This window comes from Pseudomonas sp. 51_B (assembly GCF_017491595.1).
GTDB classification, from domain to species: domain Bacteria; phylum Pseudomonadota; class Gammaproteobacteria; order Pseudomonadales; family Pseudomonadaceae; genus Aquipseudomonas; species Aquipseudomonas promysalinigenes.
On sequence record NZ_JAFGYW010000019.1, the window covers coordinates 74,633 to 92,634 of the forward strand.

13 protein-coding genes and 1 pseudogene are annotated in these 18,002 nt (G+C 63.1%); 1 reads left to right on the top strand and 13 read right to left on the bottom strand.

Annotated elements, in window-relative coordinates:
• Positions 1-46: 46 nt before the first annotated feature.
• The 12 genes from J5M56_RS18430 to J5M56_RS18485 all read right to left on the bottom strand — a co-directional run bounded on the left by J5M56_RS18430 (position 47) and on the right by J5M56_RS18485 (position 15,350).
• Positions 47-2,815, bottom strand: coding sequence for a hybrid sensor histidine kinase/response regulator (locus J5M56_RS18430; protein ID WP_186476419.1), 2,769 nt, complete (start codon positions 2,813-2,815; stop codon positions 47-49).
• Between the two features lie 144 nt (positions 2,816-2,959).
• Entirely contained in the window at positions 2,960-4,255 is a 1,296-nt protein-coding gene (gene purD / locus J5M56_RS18435) for a phosphoribosylamine--glycine ligase (protein ID WP_207937500.1), read from the bottom strand.
• Positions 4,256-4,437: 182 nt separating this feature from the next.
• Positions 4,438-6,045, bottom strand: a complete 1,608-nt coding sequence (gene purH / locus J5M56_RS18440; RefSeq protein ID WP_207937501.1) for a bifunctional phosphoribosylaminoimidazolecarboxamide formyltransferase/IMP cyclohydrolase — start codon at positions 6,043-6,045, stop codon at positions 4,438-4,440.
• Between the two features lie 80 nt (positions 6,046-6,125).
• A complete protein-coding gene (fis, locus tag J5M56_RS18445; protein ID WP_008093076.1) occupies positions 6,126-6,446 on the bottom strand; it encodes a DNA-binding transcriptional regulator Fis in 321 nt (106 codons plus the stop codon).
• The gene (gene dusB, locus J5M56_RS18450) at positions 6,443-7,456 is read right to left on the bottom strand and encodes a tRNA dihydrouridine synthase DusB (protein WP_060477892.1); all 1,014 of its coding nucleotides are present in this window, start codon (positions 7,454-7,456) and stop codon (positions 6,443-6,445) included. Before dusB ends, fis begins: the two co-directional genes overlap by 4 nt.
• A 206-nt stretch (positions 7,457-7,662) precedes the next feature.
• Positions 7,663-8,955, bottom strand: coding sequence for a DUF3426 domain-containing protein (locus J5M56_RS18455; protein ID WP_207937502.1), 1,293 nt, complete (start codon positions 8,953-8,955; stop codon positions 7,663-7,665).
• Between the two features lie 42 nt (positions 8,956-8,997).
• The gene (gene prmA, locus J5M56_RS18460; protein WP_207937503.1) at positions 8,998-9,876 is read right to left on the bottom strand and encodes a 50S ribosomal protein L11 methyltransferase; all 879 of its coding nucleotides are present in this window, start codon (positions 9,874-9,876) and stop codon (positions 8,998-9,000) included.
• Positions 9,877-10,019: 143 nt separating this feature from the next.
• Positions 10,020-11,081, bottom strand: a complete 1,062-nt coding sequence (locus J5M56_RS18465; protein WP_225915552.1) for a 2,3-butanediol dehydrogenase — start codon at positions 11,079-11,081, stop codon at positions 10,020-10,022.
• Positions 11,082-11,136: 55 nt separating this feature from the next.
• Entirely contained in the window at positions 11,137-12,243 is a 1,107-nt protein-coding gene (locus J5M56_RS18470) for an acetoin dehydrogenase dihydrolipoyllysine-residue acetyltransferase subunit (protein WP_207937505.1), read from the bottom strand.
• Positions 12,240-13,262 (bottom strand): alpha-ketoacid dehydrogenase subunit beta, encoded by a 1,023-nt coding sequence (locus J5M56_RS18475; protein ID WP_207937506.1) that lies wholly within the window; start codon positions 13,260-13,262, stop codon positions 12,240-12,242. The genes J5M56_RS18470 and J5M56_RS18475 overlap by 4 nt, the downstream gene beginning before the upstream one ends.
• A gap of 32 nt (positions 13,263-13,294) precedes the next feature.
• Positions 13,295-14,272 (bottom strand): thiamine pyrophosphate-dependent dehydrogenase E1 component subunit alpha, encoded by a 978-nt coding sequence (locus tag J5M56_RS18480; RefSeq protein WP_207937507.1) that lies wholly within the window; start codon positions 14,270-14,272, stop codon positions 13,295-13,297.
• A gap of 22 nt (positions 14,273-14,294) precedes the next feature.
• Positions 14,295-15,350, bottom strand: coding sequence for an NAD(+)/NADH kinase (locus J5M56_RS18485; protein WP_207937508.1), 1,056 nt, complete (start codon positions 15,348-15,350; stop codon positions 14,295-14,297).
• A gap of 279 nt (positions 15,351-15,629) precedes the next feature.
• On the opposite strand from J5M56_RS18485, the gene J5M56_RS18490 reads away from it, so the two are divergent.
• Complete coding sequence (locus J5M56_RS18490; protein ID WP_207937509.1) at positions 15,630-17,483, top strand: sigma-54-dependent Fis family transcriptional regulator; 1,854 nt, start codon at positions 15,630-15,632, stop codon at positions 17,481-17,483.
• 348 nt (positions 17,484-17,831) lie between these two features.
• Here J5M56_RS18490 and J5M56_RS18495 read toward each other — a convergent pair.
• A pseudogene (locus J5M56_RS18495) lies at positions 17,832-18,002 on the bottom strand (acetyl-CoA carboxylase biotin carboxylase subunit); the annotation flags it as partial.

Genomic DNA, 18,002 nt, shown 5'->3' on the forward strand with positions numbered 1-18,002 from the left:
GGTCCTTGCGGGTGAGGGCCGCTCCGTCACACAGCGACCAGTCGGATTAGGAAGTAGGCGCCGTGTCAGCTTTGGCTTCGCGCTGGTGGGCCCAGTACTGGATCAATTCGCGCAATTGCGACAGCTCTACAGGCTTGGCCATGTGCCCGTCCATGCCGGCCAGCCGTGCGCGCTCCTTGTGCTCTGCCAGTATATGCGCGGTGAGCGCCACCACGGGGGTACGCGGGCGTTGCTGGGTGGATTCCCAGGCTCGCAACTGTTGGGTCGCGGAAAACCCATCCAACACGGGCATTTCGCAGTCCATCAGTACCAGGTCGTAACGCTGTGCCTTCATCGCCTGCAACGCCTCTTCGCCGTTGCTGGCGGTATCGGGCTCCAGGTTGAGCTTGCTAAGCATGCCGCGGATGACCTTGGTCGAGATAGTGTTGTCTTCGGCCACCAGTATCCGAAAATCGCTCGGCAGCTCCAGCGCGACGGGTGTGCCCGGCGGCGGCGGGGCTGCCTGCTCACGGCCACGCTGGGCTAATTCTTCGGCCAGGGTGGTCTTGAGGGTGTAGCCGGCCACTGGCTTGGCGAGTATCCGTTTGACCCCGGCATTGCGCGCGATGACCTTGCTGGGCGCATTGCTGATGCCCGTGAGCATCACCACCAGGATGTCGTGGTTCAGGCTCGGGTCTTCCTTGATCTTGGCCGCCAGCTGCATACCCGTCATGCCGGGCATGTTCTGGTCCAGCAGTACGGCGTCGAAATAGTCGCGCAGGTGCGCTTTGGTACGCAGCAAGGCCAATGCCTCCTTGCCCGAGGCCACCGCGCTGACATTCATCCCCCAGGCGCTGCACTGTTGCACCAGGACTTTGCGACAGGTGTCATTGTCGTCCACCACCAGTACCCGAGCATCGCGCAACGGGCCGTCGAGGTCCGCCGGAGGTTGCTCAAGGCGTGATGGGTCGAGCGGCAGGGTCAACCATAGGGTATTACCCGTGGTGGTGCTGCTTTTGATACCGAATTCGCCCTGCATCAGGCCGATCAGTTGCTTGGCGATTACCAGCCCCAGGTGGCCGCCTAGCTTGTTGCTGGATAAGAAGTGATGGCTGTGCAACTCGGCCTGCAAAAGCGCTTCACGCTCGGCGGGAGGCAGCGGCTCGCCGCTGTCCTGCACGGCAATGCGCAAGCGCGGGATTTCGCCGCGCTGGTCCAGGGCGACTACCAGCAGGATCTCCCCCTCGAGGGTGTTCTTCAGCGCATTTTCCAACAGGCTCGAAAGCGCCTGACGCAGACGCGTGGGGTCGCCACTGATTACCCGAGGCACCTGGGGCTGAGTGAAGCTGATGAGCTCGATGTTCTGCTGTTCGGCCTTGGCGCGGAAGATGTTCAGGCAATCTTCGATCAGGGCATTGAGATCGAACTGCACGTCATCCAGCTCGATCTGGCGGGATTCGAGTTTGGAGATGTCGAGGATTTCGTTGATCAGTGTCAGCAGCTCGTTGCCGGCGCTGTGAATGGTCTGCACATAGTCGCGCTGCTTGACCGACAACGGTGTGCCGAGCAGCAGTTCGGTCATGCCCAGCACGCCGTTCATGGGGGTGCGTATTTCATGGCTGATCTTGGCCAGAAACTCGGCCTTGGCGTTGATTTCCGCATCGCTGGCTGCCAGCGCACGGCTGGCGCTGAAGCGTTCTTCGTTCATCCGCCGTAGGCGTTCACTGACCGCCAGGTTGAGCAGCAGGCCACTGGCCACGGTCAAGCCCAGGAGGATGCACAGCAACCAGGGCGTGGTGGTGCGGGTCAAGCCGAGCAAGGCCGGCAGCAGCACCAAACCACCCACGTTGAACACCAGCATGGCGATGCAGAATAGCCGAGCCGGTGCGTAGCCCTTGTACCATTGGTAGCTGCTGACCAGCAGCATGGTGACGCTGCCCAAGGCCAGCAGGGCGTAGGTCATCAGGTTCAGCGGCAGGGTGTCGACGAACAGCAGGATCAGCCCGCTGACCGCCGCCGCCAGCATTTCGCCGTGCAGCAGGCGGTTGAGCCGTGGCGAGTTGCATGGGCTGAAGAAATGCTGGGTGAAGTACAGCCCCGCCAGCCCCGCCAGCACCAGGGTCAGGTAGGCAGCTGGGGTTTGAGCGCTGTGCCACAGGTGCCACCAGGGGCCGCTGAGGTTGAGCAGGATCAGGCCGCTGAGCATCATCAAGCCATGGTACAAGGCCAGGTACAGGGTGGTGCTGGAGCGGGTGTACAGGAAGCGGATCAGGTTGTGCAGGATCAGCATCACCAGGCCGCCGAAAAGCATGCCGAACAGCAGCGGCTGGGCCTGGTTGGATGCCGCGATACCGGCCGGCACCAGGCTGATGGCCGGGCGCAGTTGGTGTTCGGAAACCAGGCGCAGGTAGATGTCCAGTACGTGCTGGCTGTTGGGCAAGGGTAATACGTGATCGCTGCCGCGCAGGGTAGGGCTGGCATTGCCGGCTTGACGCCCATGGTGCATCTGGCGCAGCAGTTGGTCGCCGTCCAGGGCGTAGAGGTCCAGGCGGGACAGATCGGGGGCGAAGATGCGCAGCAGTTGCTCCTGCTCGCCAGGTTCCAGGCGATAGTGCAACCACAAGGCCTGGCCGGCCGGTGCGGCATCGAGCTCGTCGAGGGTGGTTGGGCTGAATTGGGTGCGGTAGCGATCGGAGCGCACATCACTCAATTGCAGGCTGGCCTGTTCATCGAGCAATGCAGTCCATCCTGCGCCCTGTTCGGCCGCAGCCGGGAGCACGCAGAGCAAGGTCAGCAAGCTGACGATAAGAGCTGTGGCAATCCGAAGCCGACGCACTACGAGATCCCTTCCTAGCCGATGTGCCAGATGCTAACTATGCGCGGCGCGCCAAGCCGAAGGCAAGGCCCGCGAGGGCCCTGCCGACGAGCCGGATGCCGCAGGCGCACAGTGCTAGAGCGTGCTGCGGCAAGCCGGTACAACTTACTGCGGGTGCTCACCGCGCTCGCGGGCGATGGCCCGGTAGCCGATGTCGGTACGATAGAAGCTGGCGTTCCAGCTCACTTCCTTGGCCAGGCGGTAGGCCTGCTGCTGGGCATCGGCAACGCTGGCGCCCATGGCGGTTGCGCAGAGCACACGCCCGCCATTGGTGACGACCTGGCCGTCTTTGAGGGCGGTACCGGCATGGAACACCTTGCCTTCGATCTTGGCCGCAGCTTCCAGGCCGTTGATCACCTCACCCTTGGCGTAGTCGCCGGGATAACCGCCGGCAGCCAGCACCACACCCAGGCTTGGGCGAGGGTCCCACTGGGCCTCGACCTTGTCCAGGGCCTTGGCGAACGCGGCCTCGACCAGCAATACCAGGCTCGACTCCAGGCGCAGCATGACCGGCTGAGTCTCTGGGTCGCCAAAGCGGCAGTTGAATTCGATGACCTTAGGGTTGCCCGCCTTGTCGATCATCAGGCCGGCATACAGGAAGCCCGTATACACGTTGCCTTCCTCGGCCATGCCACGCACGGTCGGCCAGATCACTTGATCCATCACGCGCTGGTGAACGTCGGCGGTGACCACCGGTGCAGGCGAGTAGGCGCCCATGCCGCCGGTGTTGGGGCCGGTATCCTGGTCGCCAACGCGCTTGTGGTCCTGGCTGGTGGCCATGGGCAGCACGTTGTGGCCGTCGACCATGACGATGAAGCTGGCTTCTTCGCCATCGAGGAACTCTTCGATGACCACGCGGGAACCTGCATCACCGAAAGCGTTGCCGGCCAGCATGTCACGCACGGCGGCTTCGGCTTCTTCCAAGGTCATGGCGACGATTACGCCTTTACCTGCAGCCAGGCCGTCGGCCTTGATCACGATCGGTGCGCCTTTTTCCTGCAGGTAGGCCAGGGCCGGCTCGATTTCGGTGAAGTTCTGGTAGTCGGCGGTCGGGATCTTGTGACGGGCCAGGAAATCCTTGGTGAAAGCCTTGGAGCCTTCCAGCTGAGCCGCGCCCTTGGTTGGGCCGAAGCAGTCCAGGCCACGGCTGCGGAACAGGTCGACCACGCCGATCACCAGAGGCGCTTCAGGGCCGACGATGGTCATGTCGACGTTCTTTTCGGCAAAGTCTGCCAGTTGCTCCAGGGCGCAGACGTCGATGGCGACGTTCTCGCACTTGGCCTCGGTGGCGGTGCCGGCGTTGCCTGGGGCAACGAACACCTTCTCCACGCGCGGGTCTTGAGCGACTTTCCAAGCCAGGGCGTGCTCACGGCCGCCGCTGCCGATGATCAAAACTTTCATGTCATAACCTCGAATTCTTTCGGACGGGAGGCTAGGCCTCACACTGTACGCGGTCGCACTGAAGCCGGGAGCTGCAAGGCGGGGCCGGTTCCGATGAGCGCGGATGCCTGCTGGCAATGAGCATCAGCGGAACCGGCCCTACCTCAGCAGATGCCTGCTTCAGTGCGGCCGATTGCCATAAATCAGTGGCGGAAGTGGCGCATACCGGTGAAGACCATGGCGATGCCGGCTTCATCAGCGGCAGCGATCACCTCGGCGTCACGCATCGAACCACCTGGCTGGATAACGGCGCTGATACCCACTTTAGCCGCGTTGTCGATGCCATCACGGAACGGGAAGAACGCATCCGAGGCCATGACCGCGCCCTGTACCTGCAAGCCAGCATGCTCGGCCTTGATGGCGGCGATGCGGGCGGAGTTGACGCGGCTCATCTGGCCGGCGCCAACACCGATGGTCTGGCGCTGCTTGGCATAGACGATGGCATTGGACTTGACGAACTTGGCCACTTTCCAGGCGAACACCAGGTCGTGGATCTCTTGCTCGGTCGGGGCACGTTTGGTGACGATCTTCAGGTCATCGGCGTTGATCATGCCGATATCGCGGCTTTGCACCAGCAAACCGCCGTTGACGCGCTTGAAGTCCCAACCGGCAGCGCGCTCGGCTGGCCACTCACCGCATTCGAGCAGGCGCACGTTCTGCTTGGCCGCGACCACGTCGCGGGCAGCCTGGGAAATTTTCGGCGCGATGATCACTTCGACGAACTGGCGGTCGACGATGGCCTGAGCGGTTTCGCCATCCAGTTCGCGGTTGAAGGCGATGATGCCGCCGAACGCCGACTCGGTGTCGGTGGCATAGGCCAGGTCGTAGGCCTTGCGGATGCCGCCTTCGTTTTCAGGCACCACGGCCACGCCGCACGGGTTGGCGTGCTTGACGATGACGCAGGCCGGCTTGACGAAGCTCTTGACGCACTCCAGTGCAGCGTCGGTATCGGCCACGTTGTTGAACGACAGTTCCTTGCCTTGCAGCTGCACGGCGGTGGAGATGCTGGCTTCGCCCTTTTTCGCTTCGACGTAGAACGCCGCGCTCTGGTGCGGGTTCTCGCCGTAGCGCATTTCCTGCGCCTTGACGAACTGGCTGTTGAACGTGCGTGGGAATTCGCTGCGCGCTTCTGTGCTCAGGGTTTCTTTGGCCTGATCGATGGTGCCCATGTAGTTGGCGATCATGCCGTCGTAGGCAGCCGTGTGTTCGAACGCCTTGAGCATCAGGTCGAAGCGCTGGGCGTAGGTCAGACCACCGGCCTTCAGGCCCTGCAGAACGCCGGCATAGTCGCTGGCGTTGACCACGATGGCGACGTCCTTGTGGTTCTTGGCAGCTGAGCGGACCATGGTCGGGCCGCCGATGTCGATGTTCTCGATGGCGGTCGGCAGGTCACAGCCGGGTTTGGAAATGGTGGCTTCGAAGGGGTACAGGTTCACTGCAACCAGGTCGATCGGCTTGATGCCGTGCTCGTTCATGATGGCATCGTCAGTGCCGCGGCGGCCGAGGATGCCACCGTGGATCTTCGGGTGCAGGGTCTTGACCCGGCCATCCATCATTTCGGCGAAGCCAGTGTAGTCGGCCACTTCCACCGCGTTCACACCGTTGTCCTTGAGCAGCTTGTAGGTGCCGCCAGTGGACAGGATCTCGACACCGAGCTGTTGCAGCTCACGGGCGAATTCGAGGATACCGGTCTTGTCGGAGACGCTGATCAGGGCGCGGCGGACTGGCAGGCGGGTAGTCTGGTCGGTCATTTCGGGTTCCAATAACGCGGTGGAGTCAGCAAAAAAGGCGTCTCTTTGCAGAGGCCGCCTTTTCTGATTGGGATTCTGGCTTACAACAAATCGTACTGCTTGAGCTTCTTGCGCAGGGTGCCACGGTTGAGCCCGAGCATCTCGCTGGCCTTGGTCTGGTTGCCCTTCACGTAGTTCATCACGCTTTCGAGCAGGGGCGCCTCGACTTCGGAGAGCACCAGGTTGTACACGTCGGTGACCGTCGCGCCCTCCAGGTGTGCGAAGTAGTTGTGCAGCGCCTTCTCGACGCTGTCGCGAAGGGTCTGGCCCTCTTCGCTCGGCGTGTTGAGGTGCTGTTTGAGGTTGGCGTTGTCGCTCACGGGCGTTGTTCCACTCACTAATGTCTCAGTCATCATCGTCATGCGGCCACCCCTTGTCCGTCCTCTGTCTCAAGGCTCTGTCGACGTTCGCTGAAATACTCGCGAACGTTGGCGCACTGCGCTTGTGTGTCTTCCAAAGCGTTGAACCGGGCGCGAAACTCCTTGCCGCCGGGTCGTGTTGCCAGGTACCAGCCCACGTGCTTACGGGCGATACGTACGCCCATCACATCGCCATAGAAGGCATGCAGCGCGGCCAGGTGCTCCAGCAGGATGCGTTCCACTTCGTCCAACTGCGGGGCCGGCAAATGCTGGCCAGTCCCAAGAAAATGTTCGATCTCGCGAAAGATCCAGGGCCGGCCCTGGGCAGCCCGGCCGATCAGCAAGCCGTCGACGCCGGTGGCATCGAGCACTGCCCGGGCCTTTTCCGGCGAAGTGATATCGCCATTGGCGAAAACCGGGATCGACACTGCCTGCTTGATGGCCGCGATGGTGTCGTACTCGGCATCGCCTTTGTACAGGTCAGCGCGTGTACGGCCATGCACCGCCAGCGCCTGAATGCCGGCCTGTTCGGCGATCTTCGCCACGTTCAGGCCGTTCTTGTTCGCCCGGTCCCAGCCCGTGCGGATTTTCAGGGTCACTGGTACGTCCACCGCGCCGACTACGGCGTGGAGGATTTCAGCGACCAGAGCTTCATCTCTCAATAAAGCAGAGCCTGCAGCTTTGTTGCAGACTTTTTTCGCCGGGCAGCCCATGTTGATGTCGATGATCTGGGCGCCTGCCTGGACATTGGCCCGGGCGGCCGCTGCCATCATCTGCGCATCACCGCCGGCGATCTGCACCGAGCGTGGCTCGGGATCACCTTCGTGGATGCGGCGCAGGCTGGACTTGCGGCTGTTCCACAGGCTCATGTCGCTGCTGACCATCTCCGACACCACCATGCCGGCGCCCAGGCGCTTGCAAAGTGTTCGGAAAGGCTGGTCCGTGACCCCGGCCATGGGCGCGAGGATCAGGTTGTTGCGTAGTGTGTAAGGGCCGATGCGTACCGCCGACATAGGTGTTCCCTGTTGTGGGGCCGAATCATTGGAGTTCGAAAAAGGGTTGGCATGATACCCGCTCTCGATGACCGGATAAAGAAGGATTTGGATAAATTCTGAACAGCTGCGACCGGTAGCAGGGCGCCTGATGCAGCAAGCCTCAGGCCCCAGCAGCAACCTGGCCGCATAGCGGCTCGCAGGTTGCCAACATTGCCGCTTGTCGGCTAATCCGGGGAGCGGAAGCTGAGGCTGTAGTTCACCGCCTTGGGGCCTGGGTCGAGAATGTCCAGGGCGATATGGATGGGTGTCTGGCTCGGCATTTCACCGCGCCCGGCAAGCTCACCCGACAGGTATTCGCTGGGCTTGAAGCGTCGGCTGGCGATCAACTGGCCGTTGAGGTCGGCGAAGCGCAACTCCAGCAAAGGAAACGGCTGGGCGAACGGAGCGCGGTTGTAGATGATCGCATCGACGATCAGCGCGCCTTTGAAGTCCGGGTGGCTGCGCACGACCAGGTTACTGCTTTTGATGCGGGCGATATCGACACGGGTCGGTACCTGGCAGCCGAACGTCGGGCACAGTTGCTGGAAGATTGGCCGGTACTGGTCCTGGCGGGCCAGTTCGTCGAAGTGGAACCATACGTACTGAAATGCCAGCAGGCCGGCGGCCAGCAGGCTGAGCATGCCCCAAAGCAAGCGCTTGCCCCAGTTGGGCTGTGGTTTTTCCCAACCCAGTTGCAGCGGGTCATCGACCACCTCGACCAGCGGTTCCTTGCGCGCCGGGCGTTCGGGCCTGGCGGCTAAACCAGGCTCCAGGCGTTCGCCGGCAACTGGCTCGAGCGGGTCGCTATCGTCGTCGTCACGGGCACTGAGGCCCGTGGCGTGTACCACCTCGTCGGGCTCGCCCACGCGCTCTACAGGCTCGGGCTCGATGCTGAGTCGGGTGTGCGCCTGGTCATCGAAGTCCAGGTCCAGGCTGCGACCCAGGGTGGGTTCGGAACGCGCGTTCGGTTCCGCTTCCAATGGCTGCTCGTCCAGCAGTATCGGCATGGGCTCATGGGCTTGGTCAGGCTCATGGTGGTCGTCCGTTGCGGTGCCGAAGGGTACGTCGTCATGGGCTTGGGCAACCGGTTCGTCGCGGCGAGCCTGCAGGGCATCGGCCTTGGCGTCAAAACCCGGTTCGGCAGGTTCGCCGCGGCGCTCCAGGCGAGCGAGCTCCTGGTCCAGGTCGAGCTCATCCAACGCCTGGGCAGTGGCGGCCCAATCCTCTTTCTCGGGCACAGACGGCGCATTGCTGGCCACTGGCTCGGCTGCAGCGACCGGCTCCTGCTGCGCAGGCGGTGGCTCAACAGGGGCAGCGCCGGCTGCGGCGCGGTGTTGTTCCAGCAGCTGCTTGGCCGCATTGAACACCTGCAGGCAATGGCCGCAGCGGACGACGCCGCGAGCCACGCTCAACTGGTGATGGGTGACGCGAAAGCTGGTCTGGCAATGCGGGCACTGGGTGACGAAACTGTCGGTCATGCGGCGATCCGGGAGCTGTGCAGAGGAATATTTTAGGCCCGCTTAGCGGCGCCGACCACTGATGCGCACCCAACCGTCGCGCACGACGATCGGGTCCAGGTCGAAATCGGCGGCGTAGGCTGCGGCCACTTCCTCACCCTGTTCGGCGAGAATGCCCGACAGCGCCAGCAGGCCACCTGGGCGAACCAGGCCAGAAAGCTGCGGCGCCAGCGAAACCAGTGGGCCTGCCAGGATGTTGGCGACCAAAACGTCGGCCTGCATGGCCGGCATGTGCTCGGGCAGGTAAAGCGCGAACTTGTGGTCGTCGATGCCATTGCGCTGGGCGTTGTCGCGCGAGGCTTCGATGGCTTGCACGTCGATGTCGGTACCGACCGCTTCGCGAGCCCCCAGCAGCAGGGCAGCGATGGCAAGAATGCCGGAACCACAGCCGAAGTCCAGCACCTGGGTGTCTTGCAGTTGCTGGCCGTCGAGCCACTCCAGGCACAGCGCAGTGGTCGGGTGGGTGCCGGTGCCGAAGGCAAGGCCCGGGTCCAGCAGCAGGTTGACGGCGTCTTTCTCCGGTGCATCGTGCCAGCTTGGCACGATCCACAGGCGCTGGCCGAAGCGCATTGGCTGGAAACCGTCCATCCAGCTGCGCTCCCAGTCCTGATCCTCGATCACCTCGGCCTGATGCTCGGGCAGCTCGGCGCCGGTGAGCAATTTCAGATGGGCGAACACCGCCTCAGGCTCAGCATCTGCTTCGAACAGGGCCAGCAAATGGGTGTGCGACCACAGCGGGGTGGTGTTGAGGTCGGGTTCGAAGATCGGCTGGTCTTCGGCATCCATGAACGTGACCGATACGGCGCCTACTTCGAGCAGAGCGTCTTCGTAGGTTTCGGCTTGTTCCGGGCTGATGGCCAGGCGTACTTGCAGCCAAGGCATGGCGGGCACCTTTGGTAAATCTGACAGGGGCAGCCCAGGGCTGCGTAAAGGCTGGCAGTTTACGCGAGTGCACAGGCTTTGTGGTACAGCAACGAAAGCCGCCGGGCCTTGGCGCCCGACGGCCTGTTGCGTGCAGCAAAACCCTAGCCGCCAGGGGATACGATGATCTTGACGTTGTGCTCTTTGTTGTTGACCAGCTCCTCGAAGCCCAGCTCGACAATCTGTTCCAGCCCAATCCGCCCTGTCACCAGTGGTCGAATGTCGAGGCGGCCATCGGCGATGAAGGCGATGACATCAGCGAATTCGCCGTTGTACGCCAAGGCGCCCATTACCTGTTTTTCGGTGGACACCAGTTCGAAGAAGTTGAACTCGCTGGGTTCTTCGAAAATGCCTACCAACACACACTTGCCGGCTTTGCGAACGGTGTCGATGGCCAACTTGGCGGTGTTTTTGTTGCCGATGCATTCGAAGCTCACATCCGCACCAAGCCCACCTGTCAGAGCGCGAATCTCGGCCAGGGCATCGCACTGGCTTGGGTCCAGCACCCAGTTGGCGCCGACCTCCTTGGCCTTGGCCTTGCGTGCCGAGGACATCTCCAGGGCGATTACCTGAGCGGCGCCAGCAGCCTTGGCGCACATGATGGTACATAGGCCAATGGTGCCCGCGCCTATGACCACGACGCTCTGGCCCAGCAGGCTGCCGGCCTTTTTCACCGCGTGCATGCCCACCGCCAGTGGCTCGATCAACGCCCCCGCCTCGCGGGGGAAACCTTCTGGCAGGCGATAGAGCAGATTGGCAGGCACATTCACCCGCTCGGCGAAGGCGCCGTTGTTCATCAAGCCAGTGAACGCCAGGCGTTCGCAGATGTTGTACAGGCCATGGGTGCAGTAGTAACAGGTGCCGCAGTGCTGACAAGCATCTGCAGCGACCGGGTCGCCCACCGCATAGCCCTCGACGCCATCGCCGAGTTTGGCGATTTCGCCACAGAACTCGTGGCCGAGGATGCACTGCCCTTGAATGCCGGTGAGCGGGTGTGGTGCTTCAACGGGGATGAACACAGGGCCTGCGACGTATTCATGCAGGTCGGAGCCGCAGATGCCGCACCAGTCCACCTTGATCTGCACCCAGCCGGGCGGCGGGTCGCCAGGCAAGGGCACCTGTTCGACGCGGATGTCGTGGCGGCCGTGCCAGACGGCTGCGCGCATGTGGGTAGGGCTGAGGTCATTCATGCTGATTGTCTCCAGGCTCATGGGAAGGGGCTCAGTGCTTGCGCAAAAAGGCCAAGAGTTGTTCGTTGACCTGTTCGGCCGCCTCCATCTGCACCATGTGGCCAACCGCAGGCACGAGCAGGGTTTGAGCATCCAGGCCCTGGGCATGGCTGGCGGGGATGATCGCGTCAGCGGCTCCCCACACCACCAGCGTCGGCTGCTGATGCACAACGCTGCGCAGTTGCAGGCGCTGGTGGTCGCCGTCGGCCAGGGAAGCAGCGAGCTGCTGCAAGGCGGTGTCGACCCCTTCCAGGCGCTTGAACTTGAGCATGTCTTCGAGCATCTGCCGGGTGACCAGGCTGGGGTCGGCGAACAATTGCGTCAGCTGTGGCTTGAGTGCATTGCGGTTGGCAGCCGCGACGAAGCCCTTCAAGTAGCCGCCGTTGATCGCCTCGCCCAACCCGGCACTGGCGATCAGGGTCAGGCTAGCCACCCTGTGCGGCTGCAAGCGCGCCAGGTTCAGACATACGGCACCCCCCATGGAATGCCCAGCTAGGTGAGCGCGCTGGATATCCAGGTGCTCGAGCAGTGCCAGCACAGCCTCGCTGAGCTCGTCCAGATCGCCGCGCTGCAGCGTCTTGGCGGACTCGCCGTGGCCGGGCAGGTCCAAAGCGATCACGCGGCGTTCAGTGGCCAGCGCAGGGTGATTGAAGAGCCAGTTGTTGAGGTCGCCGCCAAACCCATGTACCAGTACCAGTGGCGTTCCCCCTTCACCCTGCTCGAACCAGCGCAGCAGGCGGCCGCCCACCTCGGCCTTCTGCGGAGCAGGGCCTTGGGCCTGCTCGGCGCTGCTTTGAGCGGTGAAATCGGCTTGAAAACGTTGCACAACGGCATCGATTTCGGCTTCGTCTGCTTCGCCTTCCACCACAACGCCGAGCAATGCGCCCACCGGCAGTGTCTCGTCCGGCTGGGCGACAAGGCGGCGCAACACGCCACTGAAAGGGGCTTCGACGCTGCTGCTGATCTTGTCGGTCTCAACGTCCAGGACTTCATCACCTTTGGCGATTGGGTCGCCTTCGTGCTTGAGCCAGGCATCGACTCGGCCTTCGGTCATCGACAGACCCCACTTGGGCATGGTTAAGGTATGGATCTGGCTCATGCGGCACTCCTTGTGGCTTCGATCACTTTGCGCACGGCAGCTTCGATTTTCCCCGCGTCGGGGATGTACAGGTCTTCCAGGGCGTCCGAGAACGGGACCGGAGTGTGCGGTGCTGTGACCATCTCGATGGGGCCCTTGAGCGCAGCAAAGGCCTTTTGCGCCACCAGCGCGCTGATGTCGGTGGCCATGGAACAGCGCGGGTTGGCCTCATCGATCACGACCAACCTGCCGGTTTTCTCCACACTCTCGAGGATGCTGTCCTCGTCCAGTGGGCTGGTGGTGCGCAAGTCCAGCACTTCGCAATCGATGCCCTGACGTGCCAGGTTGTTGGCGGCCTCTAGCGCCACATGCACCATGCGGCCATAGGTCACCAGGGTCACGTCGTCGCCATCGCGCAGGAAGTTGGCTTCGCCAAAGGGAACGGTGTACACCTCCTCCGGCACCTCGCCTTGCATGCCATAAAGCAGTTTGTGCTCACAGAAGATGACCGGATCGTTGTCGCGAATCGCTTGGATCAGCAGGCCCTTGGCGTCGTAGGGTGAGGAGGGGCAGACCACCTTCAAGCCCGGAATGTGAGTCCACAGCGAGGTAAGCATCTGCGAGTGCTGGGCCGCGGCCCGCAACCCGGCACCGTACATGGTGCGCATCACCAGCGGTGTGACGGCCTTGCCGCCGAACATGTAGCGAAACTTCGCCGCCTGGTTGAGGATCTGGTCCAGGCAGCAGCCGGCGAAGTCGACGAACATCAGTTCGCACACCGGGCGCAGGCCCTGAGTGGCAGCGCCGACCGCTGCGCCGACGTAGCCGATTTCCGACAGTGGGGCGTCCAGTACCCGTCCGGGAAATTGATGGTAAAGGCCCTTGGTCACACCCAGCACGCCGCCCCAGGCATCATCTTCGCCAGGTGCCCCGGCGCCACCGGCGACGTCTTCGCCGATGATGAACACGGTATTGTCGCGGCGCATTTCCTGGGCCAGGGCTTCGTTGATAGCCTGCTGATAGCTGATTTTTCTAGCCATGGTGGTTCTCCGGTTGTTCTTGTTGTCTGGGCTCAGGGGTAGGCGACGTACACGTCGGTGAGCAGGTCGGCGGGCTGTGGCTTGGGGTCGGACTTGGCACGACGTACCGCGTCTTCTATCTGGTCTTGGACGCGGGCATCCACGGCGTCCAGGTCGGCGGCTTGCAATAGGCCGGCGCGGGTCACTCTGCTGCGAAACTGCAGCAGGCAGTCACGGCTTTCGCGCAGGTTCTTCACCTCGTCCGGAGCGCGGTAGGTTTGTGCGTCGCCTTCGAAATGGCCGTAGTAACGACTGAGCTTGACCTCGATCAGCGACGGGCCTTGGCCTGAACGTGCTCGCTCGATGGCTGCACCTGCAGCCTCATGCACTGCGAAGAAGTCGAAGCCATCGATGGTGACCCCTGGCATGCCGAAGCCTGCGGCGCGGTCGGCGATATGGTCGCAGGCCACGGACCAGTTCGAGGCAGTGGCTTCGGCGTACCCATTGTTCTCGGCCACGAAGATGCACGGCAGGTTCATGATCGAAGCCAGGTTCATGGCCTCGAAGACCGCGCCTTCGTTGGAGGCGCCGTCGCCGAAGAACGCCACGGCGACGTCGTCGCGGCCTTTGAGTTTGGCGGCCAATGCAGCGCCCGCCACCAGCGGCGCGCCTGCGCCAACGATGCCATTGGCGCCGAGCATGCCTTTCTCAAGGTCGGCAATGTGCATCGAGCCGCCCTTGCCGCCGCATACGCCGGTCTTCTTGCCATAGATCTCGGCCATCATGCCGTACACATCGACGCCCTTGGCGATGCAATGGCCATGACCACGGTGGGTCGAGGCAATACAGTCGCTGTCGCGCAGGTGTGCCATGACCCCGGCCGCTGAGGCTTCTTCACCGGCGTACAAGTGGACGAAACCGGGAATTTCGCCCGTGGCGAACTCTACGTGCAGGCGTTCTTCGAAAGCACGGATGGTGCGCATGACTTCATAGGCATGCAGCAGTTGCGCGGAACTGAGGTGAGTGGACATCTTGTTGTTCTCCAGGGTTGTCTCAACACAGGGTTGCAGGGTGCAGCCGATGGCCGCGCGAAACGGCCAACAAGTGATGCTGGGCGGCGTGTGCCAGCACGGCCTCGACATCGACGGTCAATGGGCCTTGCAGGTCGAGGGTGATGGTTGGGGTGTCGTGTTCGGCAAACTCGATCTCCCGCTCGCCATCCAGGGCCAGGGTGCCGGCGGCCAAGCTAAGGCGGTGCGGCACGCCGGGTTCGAGTGAGCCGCTGGCGCTGATGCCACAGGCTTGCAGCAAGCCTGGAGCCAGCGGGGCGAGCAGTGCATGTTCGGCGCCAGGGTTAAGGCGCACCCAACTGCCATAAGGCGCGTGCCGAGTGACGGGGCGCCACAGCCCGCACAGGGCAGACAGGCCAATGGCGTGGGGTTCGGCGAAGCAGGCGAACACTTCACTCAGGTCCTCGCTGCGGCTCAGTGCACGGGCACCGACAAACCGCTGTGGGGAAACCGCCACTTCGACCAGTGCCCACTCGCAAAGCCCCTGTTGTGGCACATCAACCATCAGGCGTTTGTTGCGCCGCAGGCCGATGCTCGCCGGCACCCGGCCACAGGCGACCAGGCCCCCGGCCAGGCCGGCACTGGTGGCTTCGCGCAGTTCCGGGAACGCGTTGTTGGTGCCGGTAGACAAGGTCAGCATGGGCGTGTTGCCAACCTCGGCGGCGACAGCCTTGTGTGTACCGTCACCCCCCAGTACGGCAATCATCGACGCACCGCGCGTGACCATTTGCTGGGCGGCCAGCCGGGTATCGCTGACCGTCTGGGTCAGGGGCAGGTCGAGCACTTGCAGGGCAGGCCAACGCAGGTCCTGTGCCACTGGCCCCTGGCTGGCTTTGAGTACGGCGGCGGCGATCCCGGTCATGTCGGTGGGCAGCAGCACCGTGGCAACGCCCGTGGCGCCGAAGGCTGCCAGCAGGCGCTGGATGGCAGAGGCCTTGTCGGTGCTGGAATGGAGCCCGGCATTGCTGGTCAGGCGACGTAGGTCGCGCCCAGAGGCAGGGTTGGCAATGATCCCGATGATTGGGGCGGGCTGCGGCATGGCACACCTCGTGTTCTTGTTTGCCAAGGCTTGAGCAAGGCAGATGCCAGCTTTGTGCGGCGCAGCGCTAATGGCTGTTGCAGAGCGCCCCGGTGGCTATCAGAGGCCTCGGGGCGGGCCGCTTCCCGAGACGCTGCGTGCCAGCATGGGTAGGGTCCGGCGCTCGGGCTGAGACGCTGCGTCTCAAGCCAACCGGTAATCACGCAGTGCTTGTCCAGCCATGCCGGCAGGCGCTTAATGGGCGCACAACGACAAGAACAAACAGTAACCGGAGGCCTCATGCTTGCCGCGAACTCCCGAGCCCATGTCGATTGCGTCAGCCGGGTAGTGAAGAACGCCGACCGGCTGCCTCAGGCGCCGGTGCCAGCGCTGATCCTCGACTCGTGGCGCCGTTCCATGGAGCTGTACCGTCTCGATCCTGGGTCGCAGCAGGGGCCGCGCATCCTTTCCCAAAGCCTGCTCAACGAATGCCGAGAACGTGCCGAGCTGTTCCTGCGCATTGCCAGCGATGCCGTTGCCCGCTTGCATGGTCGGGTGCGTGGCGCCGATTACTGTGTACTGCTGACAGATGCTTCTGGGCACACCATCGATTACCGGGTCGAATCGGCCATCCGAAGTGATTGCCGCAAAGCGGGCTTGTACCTGGGCACCTGCTGGTCCGAAGGTGAGGAGGGGACCTGTGGCGTGGCGGCGGTGCTGACTAGCAAGGCTGCGGTCACGGTGCACAAGCGCGACCATTTTCGTGCTGCCTTCATAGGCCTGACCTGTACTGCAGCGCCGGTTTTCGACCCGCAAGGCCAGTTGCTCGGCGTGGTGGATGTATCGGCCCTGCAATCGCCGGACGACCGTCGCAGCCAGCACCTGATCCTGCAGTTGGTGGAGCAGACGGCGCGAGAGATCGAAAACGCTTTCTTCATGCAAAGCGCTCAGGGCCACTGGGTGATGCGTGCCCACGGCACGCCAGGTTATGTGGATAGCCAGCCCGATTATCTGCTGGCCTGGGATGCCGATGGCCGGTTGCAGGCAATCAACAGCCTGGCCCGCGAGCGCTTGCTTGCGCGCCATGGACGTATGCCTGAGCACATCGGCGAGCTGTTCGACATGGACCAATTGCGCCGCGCCAATGAGGGTTCGGCCCAGCGCCTGCCGGGTTGGGGTGGGCTGTACGGGCGAATCAGCGCACCTGGGCAGCGAAGCCGAGCGCAATCATTGCAGCAGGTGCAGGACCCACGCATCGAGCAGTACCTGCGCTTGGCCACACGGGTCAAGGACTGCAATCTGGCGGTGCTGGTGCTGGGTGAGACGGGTGCCGGCAAGGAAGTGTTTGCACGCCAGTTGCACCAGCAGAGCCAGCGCCGGGATGGGCCGTTCGTCACGTTGAACTGCGCGGCCATACCCGAAAGCCTGATCGAAAGTGAGTTGTTCGGCTATGTCGCTGGCGCGTTCACTGGCGCATCGAGCAAAGGGATGCAGGGCCTGTTGCAGCAGGCCGATGGCGGGACTTTGTTTCTCGACGAGATCGGTGACATGCCGTTGAACCTGCAAACTCGGCTGCTGCGAGTGTTGGCTGAAGGTGAAGTTGCGCCGTTGGGCGCCGCGCGTCGGCAGCAGGTGGATATCCAGGTGATTTGTGCGACGCACCGCGACCTGGCGGCGATGGTGAGTGAAGGGCGCTTCCGTGAAGACCTGTTTTTCCGCCTGGCCAATGCCCGTTTCGAGTTGCCGCCGCTAAGGGAGCGGGAAGACCGATTAGGTCTGATTCATCAACTGCTGGCTGAGGAAGCCGAGGCATGTGGGGTTGAGGTGGTGCTGGGCGACGATGCGCTGCAGGCGCTGCTGGTGTACCGCTGGCCGGGGAATTTGCGCCAGCTTCGGCAGGTGCTGCGTTATGCCTGTGCCGTCAGTGAGGGTGGGCAGGTGTGCCTGGAAAGCCTGCCACAGGAGGTGCGGGGTGATGTCGTGCCTGCGGCTGTTGTGGGCGCTTCGAGCCCGGCGCGGCAACTGCTGCTCGATGCTTTGATACGTCACCGCTGGAAGCCAGCGGAAGCGGCACGGGCGTTAGGGATATCGCGGGCGACTTTATATCGGCGGGTGCATGAGCATCGGATCGAAATGCCGCGAATGAAGGGCTAGCGTCGGGGCTGGCAGGTGTTCGCCGCAACATTTTAGCGCCTGTGAGATCGAGCGCCGCCCGCGCGGCGCATCGCGAGCTGCGCTCGCTCCTACGTTTGTTTCGGGCCAGTGACGCCTGTGACAGGCGCGCGCGACCGCCTTGTTTGAACGACGCGATATCGTGCCATGCGCCAAAGCGTTCGCGCGCAAATCCCGCAGGATTGATTGGCCCGAAACAAACGTAGGAGCGAGCGCAGCTCGCGATGCGCCGCGCGGGCGGCGCTCGATCCCACAGGCGCCAAACCCCTAAAGCCAGGCCATAAAAAACCCCGGAACAGGTCCGGGGTTTTGTTCATCACGCTAACGCGATCACTCCTGGTTGGCCAGTTTGTGCTCGAGGTAGTGGATATTGACGCCGCCTTTGCAGAAACCTTCATCACGCACCAGGTCACGGTGCAATGGGATGTTGGTCTTGATGCCGTCGACGACGATCTCGTCCAGGGCATTGCGCATGCGCGCCATGGCTTCGTCGCGGTCCTT

Excerpts from the sequence above, each read along its gene's own strand:
- purD (WP_207937500.1), bottom strand. The coding sequence starts at position 4,255 with ATGAAAGTTTTGATCATCGGCAGCGGCGGCCGTGAGCACGCCCTGGCT.
- purH (WP_207937501.1), bottom strand. The coding sequence starts at position 6,045 with ATGACCGACCAGACTACCCGCCTGCCAGTCCGCCGCGCCCTGATCAGC.
- fis (WP_008093076.1), bottom strand. The coding sequence starts at position 6,446 with ATGACGATGATGACTGAGACATTAGTGAGTGGAACAACGCCCGTGAGC.
- dusB (WP_060477892.1), bottom strand. The coding sequence starts at position 7,456 with ATGTCGGCGGTACGCATCGGCCCTTACACACTACGCAACAACCTGATC.
- J5M56_RS18455 (WP_207937502.1), bottom strand. The coding sequence starts at position 8,955 with ATGACCGACAGTTTCGTCACCCAGTGCCCGCATTGCCAGACCAGCTTT.
- prmA (WP_207937503.1), bottom strand. The coding sequence starts at position 9,876 with ATGCCTTGGCTGCAAGTACGCCTGGCCATCAGCCCGGAACAAGCCGAA.
- J5M56_RS18465 (WP_225915552.1), bottom strand. The coding sequence starts at position 11,081 with ATGCGCGCAGCCGTCTGGCACGGCCGCCACGACATCCGCGTCGAACAG.
- J5M56_RS18470 (WP_207937505.1), bottom strand. The coding sequence starts at position 12,243 with ATGAGCCAGATCCATACCTTAACCATGCCCAAGTGGGGTCTGTCGATG.
- J5M56_RS18475 (WP_207937506.1), bottom strand. The coding sequence starts at position 13,262 with ATGGCTAGAAAAATCAGCTATCAGCAGGCTATCAACGAAGCCCTGGCC.
- J5M56_RS18480 (WP_207937507.1), bottom strand. The coding sequence starts at position 14,272 with ATGTCCACTCACCTCAGTTCCGCGCAACTGCTGCATGCCTATGAAGTC.
- J5M56_RS18485 (WP_207937508.1), bottom strand. The coding sequence starts at position 15,350 with ATGCCGCAGCCCGCCCCAATCATCGGGATCATTGCCAACCCTGCCTCT.
- J5M56_RS18490 (WP_207937509.1), top strand. The coding sequence starts at position 15,630 with ATGCTTGCCGCGAACTCCCGAGCCCATGTCGATTGCGTCAGCCGGGTA.